Genomic DNA, 17054 nt, shown 5'->3' on the forward strand with positions numbered 1-17054 from the left:
CATGGCTCAGGACGTCCCCGCGGCGGACGTGGTGGCGGCTTTCGCGTTGGGATTGTAAGGCGTCGAATTACCCTGGATCACCGACATCATCTCGGGCGTCGCCATCTTGTCGAGCGGCAGATAGTCGCTCTTGAAATTGACCCGCACCTCGCCCGACAGCTTGGCCTTGACCTCGGCCTTGGACTCGCTGGTCTCATCGAGTGCGGAGCCGACCGTCGCGACATGTTCCTGCGTCGCCTCGAACGCCGCGCTGGCGCTGTAGGGCGTGTACCAGCTGCCATATTCGGCCTTCATGCTTTCCTTGTATTTCTGGGCCGAGCGGTCGTTCATCGACGCGGTGTAATGGCGGTTGGCGGTGTCGCTAGCGCGCATGTCGAAAATGACCTTGGCGTTGATCGACCCGTCGGTGATGACGATACGGTTGATCCCCAGCATGACCATCGACGACAGCAATTGCTGGCGCTGCTTCGCCATCTGCAGCCGCGCGGCGGTGACCAGCCGCAATTCGGCATTGGCGTCGCTCAGGTCGGTGACCGGCGGATTGACGTTCATGTCGCGGCTGATCTCGGCTAGGCGAACCTCCGCATTCTCGCCTGTTGCCGCGAGCCGCGGCGGCGGCTGGGCGGCCGTGTCGCCGTCGGCGAAACTGTCGGCATTGCTGCTGGTGCCGACCGACAAGGTATCGGGATAGGCGTCGGCGAGATAGTCGCGGCCCGAGGCCTCGCCGATATTGTCGCGCATGAACTGGTCGGTGGTCTTGGCGACATTGGCGATCAGTTCGCCATAAGCTCGCATCTGTTCGATCGAGCTTTCGACGATCGCCTGAAAGACGTTCTTGATCAGCCCGCCGACGAACTTGGGAAAGTCGACCTTCTGAACCATCTGGCCGAATTGCTCGACGCCCTGCTGCGTCGCGCCTGCGACGAAATCCTTGCCGGCAAAACCCGGGCTTTGCGACAGCGCCTTCTTTGTGTCCTCGACCGGGTCGGCCAGCGCGCCGGCGATCGGCGCGGCGGATGTCGCCGCGACCGGCGCTATCTCGCCGCGTGCCTCGCGCTCGGCGATTTCCGAGCGAACGCCGTTGGGATCGGCGATGTACGACAGCACGCGCACGGTATCGGCGGCGATCTTCTTGCGTTCATGGTCGGGCAGATCGAGAAAAGAGGGGATGGCGGTCAGCAGCCGCCGCACTTCCGGGCGCGTGGCGTCGAACGCTTCCGCGCTGGTCGGCGGGAGGCCGCCCTGGGAAGGCGACGAGCGCGGTGGCGGGGCGACGAGCATCGCGACCCCCTCAAGCCGCCGGAGCCGGGGCCGGCGCCGCCGGGGCTGCTTTGGGGCTCGGCACGACATTGGGGTCGGCCGGGGTGGCATTGCCCTGGATCGCGGCGATCATCTGCGGCGTCGCCATCTTGTCGAGTGGCAAATAGTCGCTCTTGAAATTGACGTCGACCGCGCCGGACAGCTGGATCTTGGTCTGGAGCGCGGCGGTCGATGCTTCCGACGCCGCGGTCTGCGCGGTGATGATCGGCTTGTTCTCGTACTGATATTCGCCCTTGGCGTAATAATCCGCGCTGTAATCGGTATTGCCGTCGCTGCGGCTATAGTCGCGCTTGCCGCCGCTGTCATACTTGCCCGAACCCGACGAGGTCTGCTGGACGTTGCCATATCGGTCGCGCGCCATGTCGACGGCGCTCGCGGTGCGGCGTTTCGACATCGTGTCGTTGGCGCGCACGTCGTAGATGATCTTCGCCGAGATCTTGCCGTCGGTGACGACGATGCGATTGATCCCCATCAGCACGATGCTGGCCATCAATTGCTGTCGCTGGCGCGCGAGCTGCATCCGGCTGTTCTCGATCAGCGCCTTTTCGACATTGGCATCGGACAGGTCGAGGCTCTTGAGCGCCCCATTCTCGAACTGGAGCTTGTTGTTGACCTGCTTGAGCGCGTCGCCTTCGTCGACACCCTCGCGCAACTCGAGCTTCGGACCCGCAGGCTGGTCGCCCCAATCGTCGTCGCTCTGACCGATCTGGAACAGATCGGGGAACTGGTCGACCATATTGTCGCGTCCCTGATTGTCCGAGACATTGTCGTCCATGAACTGGTGGAGCGACTTGGCGACGGAGGCGATCATCTCCTGATACGCCTGCATCTGCTCGATCGAGCTCTTGGTGATCGACTGGAAGACGCCGCTGATCAGCGCCGAGACGAACGACGGAAACTGGACCTGGTTGAGCAGTAACCCGGCGGTGTTAGCGGCGGCGGTCGCCGCGTCCGCCTTGAACTCGTCCTTGCCGATCGCATCGACCGCGGCGTTGCGTTCCTGCCAGCTCGCTTCCGCCGCCGACTTGTCGTCGCCCTCGGCCAGCGCCTGCGCCGCCGGCTGGCCGATCCCGCCGGGGATGCGGTTGCCCTGGATGCCTTCGGGCCGCGCCAGATAGTCGGCGATCAACGCGGTGTTGCGCGCGATGTCCTGCTGGTCACCGGGCGACATCCGGCGAAATGCATCCGATTGGGTGAGCAACTGCGCGACGCTCTGCCGCACGTGCGGATCGGGCGTCGGCCCTGCGGGCCGGCTGGGCGGCGGCGAAGCGATCGATTGAGCGGCGGCATACATGGCGAACCTCGCGGGGAAAGCGTCTTTCGGGTCAGGCGGCGGCTTGGAGCGCCTCGGGCGGCAACTCGAACTCGACCGGGCGCAGGTAGAGACTGACGCGCGGTGGCGCGGTCGCATCGGTGCGCAGGCTGACGATCGAGAAGCGACCCGGCCAATGCTCGTCCTCGGGCGTGAACGCGCCCATCCAACGTTCGAGCGCCGCAAGCCCGCGCGGACGCTCGGCCAATCCCATCGTGAGCAGGCTGAGGAAGCTGGGCGGCACGTCGGGAATCGCCGAGAGCAGGACGTAAATCTCGAAATCGGGGCCGTTTGGCCCTTCGCCGAACGCCAGCAGCGCGCCGTGCGCGGGCAACTCGAAACGCCCACCCAGCACCAGCCCGAGCATCTGCATGATGCCCGGCAGGCGATGCCCGATGCCGAGCACGTCCATCACCGGCTGGAGGTCGGCAAGCCGCAACGGTTCGGTGCAGGCGAAGGTCAGCCGTTGCCCGCCCATATCGCGCTGCGCCGCCATCGTCGTGAACAAGGGTTTGAGCCCCGGCACCAATTGCAGTGCGGCCTGGACGATGCGGCCGAGCGTGACCGGCATGTCGTCGATCAACCCGCGCCCGCCGGGCAACTCGTAATAGATTTTCGACGCATAGAGGCCGTCACGATCGAAGCTCGACCCGAAGAAGGCTCCGTAATCCATGTTGCCGCCGGGCCGCGCAAAACCGCGATACGGCTCGCTCGCCTGGTCGAACCAGCGCAATGCGTCTCGCCCCATGAAACTGCCGACCAGTCGCCGCATCTCGCGGGTCGATTCGTCGCGCCGGTCGATCGACGATGCCTGGGGCGGCAATGGTTCGATCGTGAAGCGCAGTTTGCCCGGTTGGGTTTCCGAAAAGCTCGGCTCGAATGGCGCCGCCATCGGCATCAGCGCATTGTCGCGATAGCGCGGATCGTCGGCGGGATAGGCGAAGGTCCGCATGAACAGGTCGCGCGACGGCGCGAACGGATCGGCGGTGCCGAGCGCGCGCGCCGCGCTCTTGAGCCGGTGTTCGACCCTCTGCACCAGCGGCGCGTCTCGTGAAGGAAATGGCATTGTCTGTTCCTCAAGTGTTCGAGGGTGGACGACCGCCCGAGGTCAATTCGGGCGGTAGCCATGGCCGTTGGCGTAAGCGGGGTGCGCCGGCGTTCCGCGCCCCAGCCCGACCCCGAGGTCGCCGATCCCGTCGAGCATGTCGCGGGCCATGGCGGGGATCTGGATCGGCTTGGAGGTCATTTGCGGTGCCTCGCGCGGCTGCGACAATTCCTCGATCTGGCTGTCGGTCGTCGCGGTATCGGCGAGCCACAGCTCGCAGGCGTTGACGAGGTCGTAGTCGGTCGGATCGATCGTCGAGCGATGCGTCGCGGCGACATCCGGGTTGCGCACCTGATCGATGTCGATGATGGGGCCGGTCGCCGCGTTGACCCGCACCACGTTATTGGCGAGCCAGGCCGTGATGATCGTCCCGCACGTCGCCAGCGTCCGATAGCGCGAGCTGGTTTTGGCCCCGCCAAGCTCGTAGGTCGCGACCTGGTCGACCACCTGCCACATGTCCTTGGCGCCGTATGAGCCCAGGATCTCGGGATCCTGCAGCAGGCCGATCATGAACTTGACCTGCGACTGGATCTCGCGCGCGGCATAATGCGCCATGCCGTATCCGTGGAGCGACAGGTTGCCGGCGAGATCGCGAGCAGCCTTGCGCACCTGCTGGTGGCTGATCGGGCTGGGCGTCGCCGAACGCAGCAACTGATCGACTTCGCTCTGGCGGATGAACGACGAGACCGATGAGACGAAGCGGATCCACAGATCGTTGAATTCGCGATTGACCATCCCGCCGGGATCGCCGCCCGGGATACCGAGCGTGATCGCAGCAAAGTTCTTGCGCTCCTGTTCGGACATCCGGTTGGGCGCCTCGCGCCAATATCGGTAGAGCATCTTGCCGGCATTGCCCGGGCCGATCGGCAGCATGCCGTGCTGGAATTGCTCGACGATGCGGTCGACGACCTGGAACACTTTCAACTCCTCGAACATCGCCGAGACGATCATCGGACCCATCACGCGGACGTTTTCCGCGACGATGGTCTGGTCGGCGAGATCCTCGAGATCGGGCAAGTCGATGCCGAGATCGGCGATGCTGTCCTCGCCGCCGATATTCTGGACCTGATCGAGCACTTCGTTGACGCGGCGCCGCAATTGCGGCTCGGTGACAGTCACCTTGCGCTGGGCAAGCCCTCGCAACACTGCGGCATATTCCTGCGTGCTGATCCCCGGCGCATCGCCGCCGCGTCCGTCGGGGTCACCTTCGCGCGCCAGCAGCACGAGAACGCGGTCGGCAAGCTCGCCATAGCTCCGCGCCTCGCCCACTGCAGCGAAGAATTGCCGCGTGAAGGTGTCCATCAGCGGATGATTGACGTTTGGATAGATCGTCAGGCCGTTGCCTTTTCCACCGGCGACGATGGTCATTCCCGTCTTGTTGGTATGCTGCGGGACCAACATGACCGGCGGCGCGGTCGCGCCGTCGAGCGCGAGGATACCCATCGTCAGCGCGACGATCGAGTAAGGCTGATTCTCTTCCACGTCGAACAGCAACTTGCCGCCGTCGACTTCGGTGCGCAGCTCGGGGCTGATCAGAGATTGCGTGTTGAGCAAGGTGCGCGCAGCGACGAACAGCGGATCGCATACCTCATCCATCTTGCTGTTGTTGCGCTGGCTCTTGGCGATCTCGTCGAGGATCTTTTCCGACAGCTCCTTCTCGGCCTGTTCGGCGGTGCTGAGCGCGCGGCCCTTCTTCTCGATCGCGACGAGGCGTGCGACCGTATTGACGTGGCGATCGTGCGCGATCCGCTCGCGGTCGGCAAGGTCGCGGAACCGGGTTTCGGGATTGATCGTGTTCATCTTGGTGTCTCCTTGAATTCGTTCGGGATTGGCTGGTCAGCGTGGGGATGTCGGATCAGCCGTCATCGGCGCCTCCATCGTCATCCCCGTCGCTCGGCTGGCCGAGCGCGCGGTCGAGATCCTGGTCGAGTGCGGCAAGCGCTGCCGCGGCGTCGAGAATGCCGGCGCCGCAGCCGTTGACACCGCTCGCGGCGAAGGGCTGCGCGGTACGCATCAGGATGTTGCGCACCGTCTCGGCATCGATCGGCCGGGCGCGGCGATGGCTGCGCGCGACGAGCAGGGCCGCGGCACCGGCCGCGAACGGTGCGGCGAAACTGGTGCCGGTGGCATATTGATAGCCGTCGATCGCGGTGGTCAGCACGCGCTCGCCCGGCGCGCACAAGGCGACATGGTCGCCGCGCGTCGAAAAGGCGGTTGGGCGGCGATCCGCCCCGACCGCGCCGATCGCGATCACGTCGGGATAAGCGGCGGGCCAATAGATCGTCTCGCGCCCGTTATTGCCGCTCGCCGCGATCAGGATGCAGCCACGCGCGATGGCATAAGCGACGGTGTCGGCGTGCGGTTTCGGGCTGTGCGGTGCCAGCGCGGAATCGTCAGTCCCGAAGCTCATGTTGATGACCTTGGCGCCGAGATCGACCGCGAGCTTCATCGCCATGTCGAGGTCGCTGATCGCGCCCAGCCCGACCGCATTGTTCTTGCCCGGCAACCGCGCCGCGGCCAGCGCGCGCATCGGGATGATCCGGCACGCCCCGCCCAAACCGCGCGGCATCCGCAGGCCCTCACCCGCGATGATCCCGGCGCAGCCCATGCCGTGGCCGACGAAGCGATCCTCGGGATTGCCGTCGCTGCGGCGATGATCGCCGAGCAGTTGCACGCCCGGCGCGACGTCCGCGCTTTCGAGCCGCACCGTGTCGAACCCGGCGCGGAAGGTGTGGGGGAATTCGGGATGCTTCTCGACCCCGCTGTCGACCAGTCCGACCACGATGCCGTCGTCGCCCGGTTCGATCGCATGCGCCTCGGCCAGGCGCACCATCTCGCGCGGCGCCCAGCCATCGTCATTGTCGGGCGCGGCGAGCGCGTGGGCGGCGTCGAACGGAGTCACCGCGACGTAATTGGGCGTGGCGCTTTCGACCATCGGCAGTTGCGCGAGCGTCTGGCAGAGTTGGCCGACCGGCGTGCCGGTGGGGACGCGCAGCATCAGCGTCCGCGCCATCCCGGTCTGCTGCTCGATCGCGTCATAACCGAGATGACCATGCCCGGCGCCATGCGCACCCACAGCGGAGAAGATTCGCGCGGCGCGGAACCCGCCCGTTCGTTCGCGGATGATGCGGTCGATCGCACCGCCGTCGATCGAGGTCGCGGCGGCGAGTGCCCCGCGCGCTATGTCGCGCACCGTGGGGACGTGCGCGGGCGCTTCCCCGAGCGCGAGCTTGAGCATCAAGCTGGTCGGCAGACTGTATTGCCGTTCGCCTGGCGAGGCCCAGGGCGTGCCGAGTGCGCGGATCGTCATTGCCGCGTCTCCATCGGTTCGGGGATGGCGGCGATACCGATCGGCGCCAGGACGGGCTTGGGCGCGGTGTCGGCCGGACGGCGGACCGGCGCGAACGCGCTGAGGTCGAAACTCATCGCGGTCGACAGCGCCGGTTCGGGCGCGATCGCGAGTTCGCCAGCCCATTGGTCATGGCTCGGTGCGAGGAGCAACTCGTTCGACGCGGATTTCAGGATCGACACCGGCTTGTCGCCGATCCGGACGTGCGGGAACAGATTACCGCGGATGAGGTTGCGCCCGGTGACCCGGATCATCGGTGGCGCTTCGGGATCGGCACCCGGCGCCGGACGCACCGGCTCGACGCGCTGGACCAGAGGTTCGGACGAACGGTCAAGCGCCTTGCGCAGCCGGTCGATCGACAGGTTGGTGACGCGGCCGATGGTGTGGACCGACCCCTTTTCCTCGGCGCGCTGGAGTTGCTTGACGGTCCGCACGCCCGCCCATTCGAGCCGCTTGCGTTCGTCGCTGGTCAGCTCGTCGCCGAGTTCGTCGAGCGGCTGGTCGTCGGGATCGTCCGACATCGCGACCGCATTCTCCTCGATCGCCGGACGCGTGATCGCGGTGAACACCAGGTGGAACATGCTGGTGTCGGTTTCACCCGGGCCGGCGGGGCGAATGCGGATCTCGCTGTCGGTGAACTCGACATGCGCGCGCAGATCGAGGTTGATGTCCTTGATCGCGAAGGTCAGCGGCAGGTTGAGGTTGCGCGCCTTGATCGCCATCGCCGACTGGGCGTTGTCGAGCTGGCTCTGCACCGCCTGGATGAAGTCTTCGAGCCGGAGCGTCGCGGTGCCGTTCATGACGCGCCTCCGTCGGCCGGTACCGCGTGCCACGTCACCGCGAGCCGAGCGGGCTCGGGATCGAAGGCGGTGCGCGTGACGAACAACGGGACGTCGCCGATTACGTCGGTACCCGTGGCCGACGTCACCAACCGCACGTCGATCGGCAACGTCATTTCGAGCGATCGCGCGCGGACGGCACCGCCACCGCCCATCAGGTGCGCGGCATCGGCGAGATCGCCGAGCAATTCACCGAGCGGTCGGCGGCCGTTCATGCCTGCGCTCCGGCGGGCGCGGGCGCGGGGGCCGGCGCGACAACGGGGGTGGGCGCGGGCGTCGGCGGAGCGGGCAAGGCAGCGGCCGGTGCCGGGGCGGGGGCGGCCACCGCGGCCGCGGGCTTCGGCGCCGCCTGGCGGCTGTGGCGTTCGAGCAAGGTCCGCTGCGCCTCATCGAGGAAGCGATCGAGCGGCAGTGTTTCCGACGCGAAGTTGATCTTCACGTCGCCGAACAATTCGGCCTTGAGCTCGCTGTCGGACTGCGCGTTGACGCCGACCGTCGAGACCTTCGTGATCGCGCCTTCGCTCCCACGCGCTCCCCAGGTGGTACCGCCGGTGCCGGGGTCGTTCGACGTGGCATATTGGACCGCGGCATTGTCGGTCGCCGCAGCGCGAAAGCGTAGCCGCGCGCCGATCGAACCGTCCTTGATGACGACGCGCTGCATGCCGAGCAGCACCATCGTCGACAGGGTCGACAGGCGCTGCTGCGCGACGCGCTCGCGCGCCTTGGGCAGGATGTTGTTCTCGAGCGTGTCGGTCGAGAATTCGTTGCCGTCCTCCCCGAAGTCGGCGAGCCAGCTCGGTTCGGCAGCGTCGTCGCCGCTGTCGTCGCTGCTGCCATTGCTGGTGGGCTTGGTGAGCGGCGCCAGCGTATAGTCGCCGCCATTCTGCACCAGGGTCACGTCGCGCGGATATTGCTCGACCAGCCAGGCGCGTGCCTGCCCCTGGGTGACGTTTTCCTGGGTGAATTGGTCGAGCGGCTTGGAAACCGCGCTGACGAGGTCGGCAAAGGCCTCCATCTGCTTGATCGAGCTGTCGACGATCGCATCGAATGTGCCGTGCACCAGCGACGCGACGAAGGCCGGGAAATCGATCTCGTCGGACAAGGCGCCGGCGCGCCGCCCGAGCGCATCGGTCGCCTTTTCCTTGGGCGCGGTCGATCCGCCGGTCGTCGTTGTGTCCGACGCCGGCAGCACGCCGTCGGTCGATTCTTCGCCCGCCGGGGCGCTCGGATCGGCGATCTCGCGCCCGAAAGCGTCGCGCGCCAGCGCCATCGCCGGAGCGATGCTGCCGCGCGCCGGCGGCGGAGGAGGGATGAGGCGAGCCATCAGCCGTTATCCGCGCGCCGGGCTCAGGCCGGCTGCAATTGCTGTTGCGGGACCGGAGCGGGAGCTGGCGTTGGGGCGGGCGCGGGGCGCGCGACCGGATCGGCCGGCGCGTGATCGGCGCCGTGCCGCGTCTGCTGGCGGCCATCGCCCGACAGCGTCACCTCGGTGACCGCGACCTGATCCTCCTCGCCCGCGCGGCTGAAGGTGGTGGTCACCCGCACCTTCAACCCGACCCGCTCGGGAGTCGAGCCGTTTCGGCAGATGTCGGCGCGCACCGTGGCGCTCCAGCCGTCGAGCACCTGGCCCTCGGTCGGGGTGATGGCGATATCGCCGACCGCGCCGCCCTGGAATTTCCAGTCGATCGCGACGCCCGCCTGGGTGCGCCCGCTCGGCCCCTCGATATAGGGCCAGTCGTCGAGCACCACGCGTTCGCCCGGCATTGCCGGCGCGCCTGCCCCACCCGCCAGAGCGTTCTCTGGCAGGACCATGCCGGCAAGTTGGGCGAGGTCGTAATTACGCCCGTTCTTGCTGCTGGTTTGGCGCGTCAGGGCGATGCCGACGCCGAACCCGTCATCGCCGGCCGCGGGATCGGCCAGAGCGTGTGTCCGGGCCACCACGCGGCGCGGCGGAGTGGCGCCCAGCGAGAAGGCATAGCCCGCCCCCGTCGCGCTGCCGCGGTTGATCGTGTGGCCGAACGTTCCGCCGGAATGAAGCAACTGGATCCGGTCGATATTGCCCGCCGCCTCGAACTCGGTGGTGAAGGCGTCATAGGTCATGATGTACTGGCTGCCGGTCTGGTGCGTGTCGGCATAATTGCCCGGCGCGCCGGGCGAGCCGACCACGCGGTCCCAGGGATCGGTGATGCGGACGTAATAGGCGCCGTCCTTGCGATACATGCCGGTAACGACGATCGCGTGGATGCCGGGGACGTCGGCGGTGACCCAGATCGGCCCGTTCGCCTCGATCACGCCGCGGAATCCCTCGGGCGTGTAACAGGCATTGGGTTCGACCGTCAGGCCGATCGCATTGGCGAAGGCGCGCTTGTCGCCGGGCGCGAGGCCGCTGGTCAGCGAACTGGTGAGGTTGTGGCATTGCGCGATCAGCTCGGGCGAGACGCTCTGGCGGTCGCGCCAGCCGATCACCATCGCCGCGGCGGTCGCCCAGCAGCTGTTGTCGGTCGGTTGCGGGATCGGATAGACCTCGTCCCAATTGATCGACCAATCGTCGGCATCGAGCGCGCGGACACTGCCATAGCTTTGCGCGGCGGCCGGGTCGGGCAACGCGAAGCCAAAAGCACGCAAGCCGGCGCAGACCGTCGCGAAATTGCCCGGCAGTGCCCGGCTGGGGTCGGCGGCATAAGTGTCGAGGCCGGCCTTGCCGGCGGGCGTGCCGCCCGGGGCCGCTTCGTTCGCCGCCATCAGCAGCGCGAGGTCGCGCGCATTGCTCGCGGTGGCGAGCTGAGCAAGCTGGGCCGAGACGCCCGAGCCGATGGCCGCGTCGTCGAGCGCCCCGCTCTGGTCGGAGGCGCTGTGCGGGAAGACGATGAAACTGACCGGAAAATTGTTGTTGAACCGACTGCCGCGGCCGCTGCCGCCGAGATTGGTGCCGACTTTCTGCGAGCCTTCGCCCAGCGCCGAGCTCTGCGCCCCGCCCGAATCGACGAAGTAGAACGGGCTCTGCAGCGCCTGGTCGTGGCGAATGGCGAGGCCGAAATCGCCGAGCGCCATGCCTTGGTCGCGAAGCTTGCCCGACAGCGCACCATAAGGGACGCGCGAAGCGTCGAAATAGCGCCGCTGGGCGTAGGCCGGTTGCGACGCGTCGGCCGCGCGCGCCGTCTGCGAGACGTAATAGCCCGGCGACGGGTCGCCGTTCTTCGCTTGCTGAATGACCGGATAGCGGCCCTTCTTCTCGCGCTCTGGGCGCTGGTCGAGCAACGCGTTGCCGTTCACCACCTGGGGATCGGACGGCGTCATCGCGACCACGCCGACCCAGCGGCCGTCGTCGCTGACCGCATTGGCGAGATTGTCGTCGCCGGTGTCGTCGGGGTGATAGGCGGTCGGCGAGCCGTCGAAATCGACATTGGGATGGCCGAAGAAGACGAACGCGACTGGTTGATCGGGCGCGTTGTCCCACGCCACCGAGGTCAGCTTCACATGCTTGTAGTCGACCGTGTGCCAATGGCCGGGCACGTCGGCGAATACCAATGACGACCCCGCCATCGCGTGCGACAGCCGGGCGGGGCGCCGCGACGCACGCGCCGCCACCCGTCGCGCGGCCGCACCGAGCGACTGCGCCGCCGCCGATGGCAGCGCCTGGATCGGGATCCAGCTGGTGCTGATATCCTGATCGGTCGGCGCCATAAGCGAGTCCGGCCCCTTGCCGTTCGCCACCGGGTCATAGGAATAGACCAACTGGCGATTGATATAGAGTTCATGCGCCGGGAAGCCGTCATGGTCGCCGACGATCATCGCTTCGGGGCCGTTGGCGCCTTGCTTGAGATAGATGGCGACGTCGGAATCGATGTCGGGCGAGGTGATCAGCGGCAGCGCGCCGGCCATTTCGATCGACACGACCGAACTCTGGCTGGTCATCGCCAGGATGCTGCGGCTGGTGCTCGATGCGCCCTGATAGATGCGAAGGTTCGAATCGCTCACCGCCAGCCGTGCCCGGCGCGACGGGCCGGGGCCACCGGCGACCTTGTCCATCCACCAATCGGGCTTGCCGTCGACATGATAGGTGTAAGTCGAATCGTAGGCGGTCGATTCGCCCCAGTGCCGGTCGACCGTGCGCAGGTCGCTGATGCCGCTGTCGGCTCCCAGGGTCAGCGTCGCGGTGATCTCGGCGCGGCTGGTACCCTGGTCGTAGCTGAAGCTGCGATTGTCGCCGCCGAAATCCTCGCCACCGATCAGGTGGCTGCCAAGGTCGTAGTCCGACAGCGGCCCCTTGATCAGCGGCGACGGGATGAAGGCGCGATATTTGATCTCGATCGTGTTGCCGCCCCCGTCGAGCGCATGCGCGACGCCGAGCGACTGGCCGGTCGGCTGCGGTTGCGGCGCGCAGAAGCGGTTGCTGACCAGATTCATGAAATGATCCCAGTCCCAGGCGCCGTCGGGGCACGAGCCATGGCTGGTGTTGGGATCGGCTTCGCGATGGCCGATGATCGTCGTGCGGTCGGGCGTCAGCCCGTATTTGTCGCACAGATAGGTGACGAGTGCCGCGGACTCGCAATATTGCGTGTCGGTCGGCGGGGTATAGGGATAGCATTGCTGGCCGCCGCCCGGCTTGGGGTAGCAGGCGCCGCCTTGCTTGATCGCGACATGCTCGATGCCGATGCTACGGCGGTTGGCGCCTTTCGCGTGCCAGGCCGTGTCGGCCTCGTTGACGAACTGGACGATCTCGCCGTCCTGCCCGACCAGATAATGCGCGCTGGCCTGGGCGCCTGCCGCGGTGAAGGTGTTGACCGTGCTCGATGTGGTCGGCGCATCGGTAATGTGGATAACGATACGGTCGATCGTCGTGCCGTTGCGCCCCGCGGTGAAGGCCGGCGATGGCGCGATACGCGAGACACGGCTGTAATCGGCGGTGGTCAGCGCCAGCGCGCTCGCCTGTGCCACCGGTGGTGAAGCGGAATCGTCGCTGTAGGGCGCGGCATCGATTCCCATATTCTCCGGATCGACGTCGAACGCTCGGCCGAAGGCGAGGCCCGCCGCGGTTGCCGCGGGCGCCGTCGCCGTCGCCGGAGCGGGCGCGATCGCACCCGGCGTGGGTGGGGTCGCGGTTGTCGGCGCCGCGACCGGGCCCTGGTCGACGGCCTTGAGCGGGGGCAGCGGCCCAAAACCATCGTCATAAGGCACATCCGGATGCGCCGGCGGAGCAGTGGTTGGCGATGAAGTGCCACTATTCCCGACCGGCGCAGGTTGTCCCGCCGCGGGAGCGGGCGAGGCCGGCGTCGTGCCTGGCTGGGCGCGGTCGCCAACCCATTCCGCGACCGAAGCGGGCCCGGCGACATAGGCTCCGCTGACGCGCGTCGGGAACATCCGGACGCGGCGCAACGCCCGGTCACTCAGCTCGCCGAGCGAGATGTACGGGCTCGATGCCGTGGGCATCGCGTCGACCATCCAATCAGTCGCGGTTGGCGGCGTCGCCGTGGCGAGTCCGAACCACAATTTGTCGGCAGAAATGAACCGCGCCAGCACTTCGGGCGGCACGACATAGACCGCTTCGCCACGCGGCACCGAAAGCATCCCGTGCTCACGGCTGGTGTAGAAAGTGGATGGCGTCCGCCCCTCCTTCCTGACGAATAACCCGGGGTCGGTCGCCAGCACGACTTCGGCGACGCGCGGCGGGCTGTCGGTCCAGATGGTGAAGCTGAGCATCGGGAAGCGGTCGGTCACCTTCAGGCTTCTGGGGCGGAGTTGCGCTGCCATGATTCTACCTCTCGTCACGATGGGGATGCGCGCTGCCGTCGGCGGCGGTGCGCTTGCGGCGGGCGTTGATCGCGCGCCGTTCGAATTCCTGAGGGTTGATGATCGACAAGTCGCCGTCGAGCTCGGCAATGTCGGGGATGTCGTGGTGCGCGCGTTCGAACTGCGCGATCGACTGGTTGAGCAAGGTAGCCAGTAACTTGGCGTGAACCGGGCTGACGGCGATCCGGCTCATCAGCTGAATGTCGCCCGATTGCGGCTCGACCTGGCCGGCGTCGAGCAGGAACTCGAACGCGTTGTGCCCGACTTCGAAATAGTTCGCATAGCAAGCGAGCGGCGGCCGGTCGGGGCGCGCTGCGGCGCCTGCCGGGTAACGGTCGGGCTCAAGGTCGGTTGCTGTCACGGAACCTCTCGCGTTGCGATGAGAATCCTTCAGCAAGGCTCGGGCCAAATTGCCCGAACGAGGCTATCGATCTATTTTACAGGGCTTTTTTGAAAAGCTGGCGGATTGAGCCATAATTCCGGCTGTCGCATGTTACACTCTCGAGTGTCACAGTGTGACATCATTGGAATCGCCGTTCGGGTCGGAATCGAGATCGTATTTGGCAAGCTTGCGGTAGAGCGTCATGCGCGACCAGTTCATTTGCCGCGCCGCCTCGACCTTGTTCCAGTTGGTCTGGCGTAGCGCATTGACCAACCGCTCGCGCTCGGGCTCACCCGCCGAGCGATTCTGCTCGAACAGGCGGCGGAAGGCGGGGGGCAAATCACCGACCCCGACCGCGCGACCGTCGGGCGGATCGATGAACAATGCCTCGACCATATTGCGCAATTCGCGGACGTTCCCCGGCCAATCATAGCGCCGCATGTGATCGAGCAATGCCGTGTCGGGTCGTCCTACGTGCAGCGACCGGCGGCGGTTCTGCTCGGCGATGAACTGGTCGACGATCGGGCCGATGTCTTCAGGCCGCGCACGCAACGGGGGCATCTCGATCCGCGCGACGTTGAGCCGATAGAAAAGGTCGGCGCGAAAGCGGCGCTCGGCGACGAGCTCCTCCAGCCGCTCGTTGCTCGCCGCGACAATCCGGACGTTCACCGCTTGACGGCGGAGCGATCCGACCGGGGTGACGGTGCGATCTTCCAGCACGCGCAGCAGCTTTGCCTGCGCAGGCGGCGTCATCTCACCGATCTCATCGAGAAACAGGGTCCCTCCGTCCGCCTCGACGAAGCGACCGGGGAAGCTGGACTGCGCGCCGGTAAAGGCGCCCCGTTCGTGGCCGAACATCTCGGATTCGAACAGGCTGTCGGGAATCGCCGCGCAATTGACCGCGACGAACGGCCGGGCCGCGCGCGGGCCCAACCGATGCACCGCACTGGCCACCCGCTCCTTGCCGGTACCCGTCTCACCAGTCACCAGCACCGTGGCGTCGCTTAGCGCAACCTTGGCGAGATAGCCGCGCAATTGGGAGATTGCCGTGCTCGCGCCAAACAGGCCGTCCCGCGCCGCAATGTCCCCCCCCTGAGTCAAGACCAGCCCCATGTTCGGCTGCGCGCTCTTGAGCGCGGCCGTTCCAGAGAAAGCTGCCCTTACCGTCAGGTAAACCTGCGGCGTCGGGTTCTTCCAATGTTCGTGACGATCGGCGTTTTCGCCCTGACAGTCGTGGCTGCGACCTGTCGCTGCATGTTACGGCAAGATCCGCCGAGTCGACAAATCAAATCCGCCCCGAAACGGACGGTTCACCGCCGCATAAACTCGGCCTATCTCAATATTATGGTTACAGGTGAGCCAAGCAAAAACGCAGCGACCGCGACCAGAAAACAAGTGCCGACGCCCGTGCGATCCTCATCCAGCGGCCCGGTCAGGATTTGATTCAGGTCCGACCAGTCTTGCGAACTTGGCGACGGCAAAGGCGAACCTCCGGTCGCCGCTTGGCAGAAGCCGTGCTGCAACGGGGCAGTTCGGCGTCCTCGGTAATTGACCACCGTTTTCCCACCGAGAAAGCTCCCAGCAGCTTCTCAAGCGAAGGAATGGCAGCTTCGGGGCGCCCCTTCAACGGGTTGAACGCCCGAAATCAGGGCGCAAGCCTGCCTCGGCCGTTATAGTCGGGTCTCTCTGGAACTCAGCGGGCCACGGACACGCGGTAAATCATGCGGTGGTGATAGGGTTGCCCCGGCGCGACGCGCGCCGAACCGAATGAAGGTTGATTGGGCGTGTCGGGGAACAGCTGCGGTTCCATCGCAATGCCGTCACCCATCCGATAGAGATGCCCGCCTTTGCCCACGAGCGTCCCGTCGAGGAAGTTGCCGGTGTAGATCTGCACGCCGGGTTGATCCGACAACAGCTCGAGCACGCGGCCAGAGGCCGGGTCTTCCAGCCGCGCCGCCAGCTTGGGCTCCGCGGTCTTGCCGGCGTCGAGCACAAAATTATGGTCGTAGCCGCGCCCCATCACGATCTGCGGGTCGCGCCCGTCCCGGATCCCGTCCTCGATGATGCGCCCCTTCTCGAAATCGAACACGGTGCCCGCTACCGCCTTCAATTCGCCGGTCGGGATCAAAAGGGCATTGACCGGCGTGTAGCGGCTTGCGGGGATCGTCAGCCGATGGCGATAGATACCCCCGGGAGCGCCTTCGCCGGCCATGTTGAAGATCGCGTGGTTGGTGAGATTGACGATCGTCGGCGCGTCGCTCTTCGCGTCGAAATCGATGGTGAGACTACCCTTGTCGTCGAGGGTGTAGGTCGTCGTCACCTGCAATGTGCCGGGATAGCCCTGGTCGCCCGCAGGGCTGGTGAGCGCCAGGGTGACGCTGGCGACCGGGCCGTTCTTGACCGAGACGATTCGCCACACGCGCTTGTCGAAGCCGACGGTGCCGCCGTGAAGCGAATTGGCCTTGTCGTTCTGGGTCAGCTGGTAGCTTTTGCCGTCGAGCGTGAACTTCCCGCCTGCAATCCGGTTCGCATAGCGCCCGATCGTCTGACCCCAGTAATTCGGATGCTCGACATAGCTCTTCGCATCGTCATAGCCGAGCGTCACGTCCGCGATCTTTCCCGCGCGGTCGGGCGCGTCGAGCGCCTGAAGCGTTGCGCCGAGCGTGATGATTCGGGCTTTCACCCCATTCGCGCCGGTCAGTGTCACGGCCTCGATCGCCTGGCCGTCGGGAAGCATGCCGAACGCCGACCGCTCGGCCGTCGCAGCGAAAGCGCTAGTGGACGCGAGCAGCCCGGACACTGCCGATAGAATGCCGGCAAGCCGAGTTACCGCGGATGGCGCAATTGCCATGTTCCCCTCCTGATTTGACCTGTAGGTTCTATAGTTTAAACTCAGACAAATTGTAAAGCGGCGGGCGCGCGATTTGCTTTCGGCAACGCCGCCGCTCGAGGAGGGG

Annotated in this window: 12 protein-coding genes; all 12 read right to left on the bottom strand. The window is 66.4% G+C overall.

Features of this window, described 5'->3' with window-relative positions; all coding sequences use genetic code 11:
• Nucleotides 1–6 precede the first annotated feature (6 nt).
• The 12 genes from AC1DSD_RS03090 to AC1DSD_RS03145 all read right to left on the bottom strand — a co-directional run bounded on the left by AC1DSD_RS03090 (nt 7) and on the right by AC1DSD_RS03145 (nt 16948).
• Entirely contained in the window at nt 7–1281 is a 1275-nt protein-coding gene (locus AC1DSD_RS03090) for a hypothetical protein (RefSeq protein ID WP_478028417.1), read from the bottom strand.
• A 10-nt stretch (nt 1282–1291) separates the two neighbouring features.
• Nucleotides 1292–2614: a hypothetical protein gene (locus AC1DSD_RS03095; protein WP_478028419.1), complete on the bottom strand. Its 1323-nt coding sequence runs from the start codon at nt 2612–2614 to the stop codon at nt 1292–1294.
• Nucleotides 2615–2645: 31 nt separating this feature from the next.
• Nucleotides 2646–3698, bottom strand: coding sequence for a hypothetical protein (locus tag AC1DSD_RS03100; RefSeq protein ID WP_478028420.1), 1053 nt, complete (start codon nt 3696–3698; stop codon nt 2646–2648).
• A 42-nt stretch (nt 3699–3740) separates the two neighbouring features.
• Nucleotides 3741–5537, bottom strand: coding sequence for a hypothetical protein (locus AC1DSD_RS03105; RefSeq protein ID WP_478028422.1), 1797 nt, complete (start codon nt 5535–5537; stop codon nt 3741–3743).
• Between the two features lie 55 nt (nt 5538–5592).
• Nucleotides 5593–7047, bottom strand: a complete 1455-nt coding sequence (locus AC1DSD_RS03110; protein WP_478028424.1) for a S8 family peptidase — start codon at nt 7045–7047, stop codon at nt 5593–5595.
• The gene (locus AC1DSD_RS03115; RefSeq protein ID WP_478028426.1) at nt 7044–7886 is read right to left on the bottom strand and encodes a hypothetical protein; all 843 of its coding nucleotides are present in this window, start codon (nt 7884–7886) and stop codon (nt 7044–7046) included. The genes AC1DSD_RS03110 and AC1DSD_RS03115 overlap by 4 nt, the downstream gene beginning before the upstream one ends.
• Complete coding sequence (locus AC1DSD_RS03120; RefSeq protein WP_478028427.1) at nt 7883–8140, bottom strand: hypothetical protein; 258 nt, start codon at nt 8138–8140, stop codon at nt 7883–7885. The genes AC1DSD_RS03115 and AC1DSD_RS03120 overlap by 4 nt, the downstream gene beginning before the upstream one ends.
• Nucleotides 8137–9249 carry a hypothetical protein gene (locus tag AC1DSD_RS03125; RefSeq protein ID WP_478028429.1) on the bottom strand — a complete coding sequence of 371 codons (1113 nt, stop codon included), beginning with the start codon at nt 9247–9249 and terminating at the stop codon, nt 8137–8139. Before AC1DSD_RS03125 ends, AC1DSD_RS03120 begins: the two co-directional genes overlap by 4 nt.
• Before the next feature lie 23 nt (nt 9250–9272).
• Nucleotides 9273–13676: an N-acetylmuramoyl-L-alanine amidase gene (locus AC1DSD_RS03130; RefSeq protein WP_478028431.1), complete on the bottom strand. Its 4404-nt coding sequence runs from the start codon at nt 13674–13676 to the stop codon at nt 9273–9275.
• Nucleotides 13677–13680: 4 nt separating this feature from the next.
• Nucleotides 13681–14076 carry a DUF3467 domain-containing protein gene (locus AC1DSD_RS03135; RefSeq protein ID WP_478028433.1) on the bottom strand — a complete coding sequence of 132 codons (396 nt, stop codon included), beginning with the start codon at nt 14074–14076 and terminating at the stop codon, nt 13681–13683.
• Between the two features lie 147 nt (nt 14077–14223).
• A complete protein-coding gene (locus AC1DSD_RS03140) occupies nt 14224–15198 on the bottom strand; it encodes a sigma-54 interaction domain-containing protein (protein WP_478028434.1) in 975 nt (324 codons plus the stop codon).
• Nucleotides 15199–15790: 592 nt separating this feature from the next.
• Nucleotides 15791–16948: an aldose epimerase family protein gene (locus AC1DSD_RS03145; RefSeq protein ID WP_478028436.1), complete on the bottom strand. Its 1158-nt coding sequence runs from the start codon at nt 16946–16948 to the stop codon at nt 15791–15793.
• Nucleotides 16949–17054: the final 106 nt, after the last annotated feature.

The organism is Sphingomonas sp. P4_D12 (genome assembly GCF_056401895.1).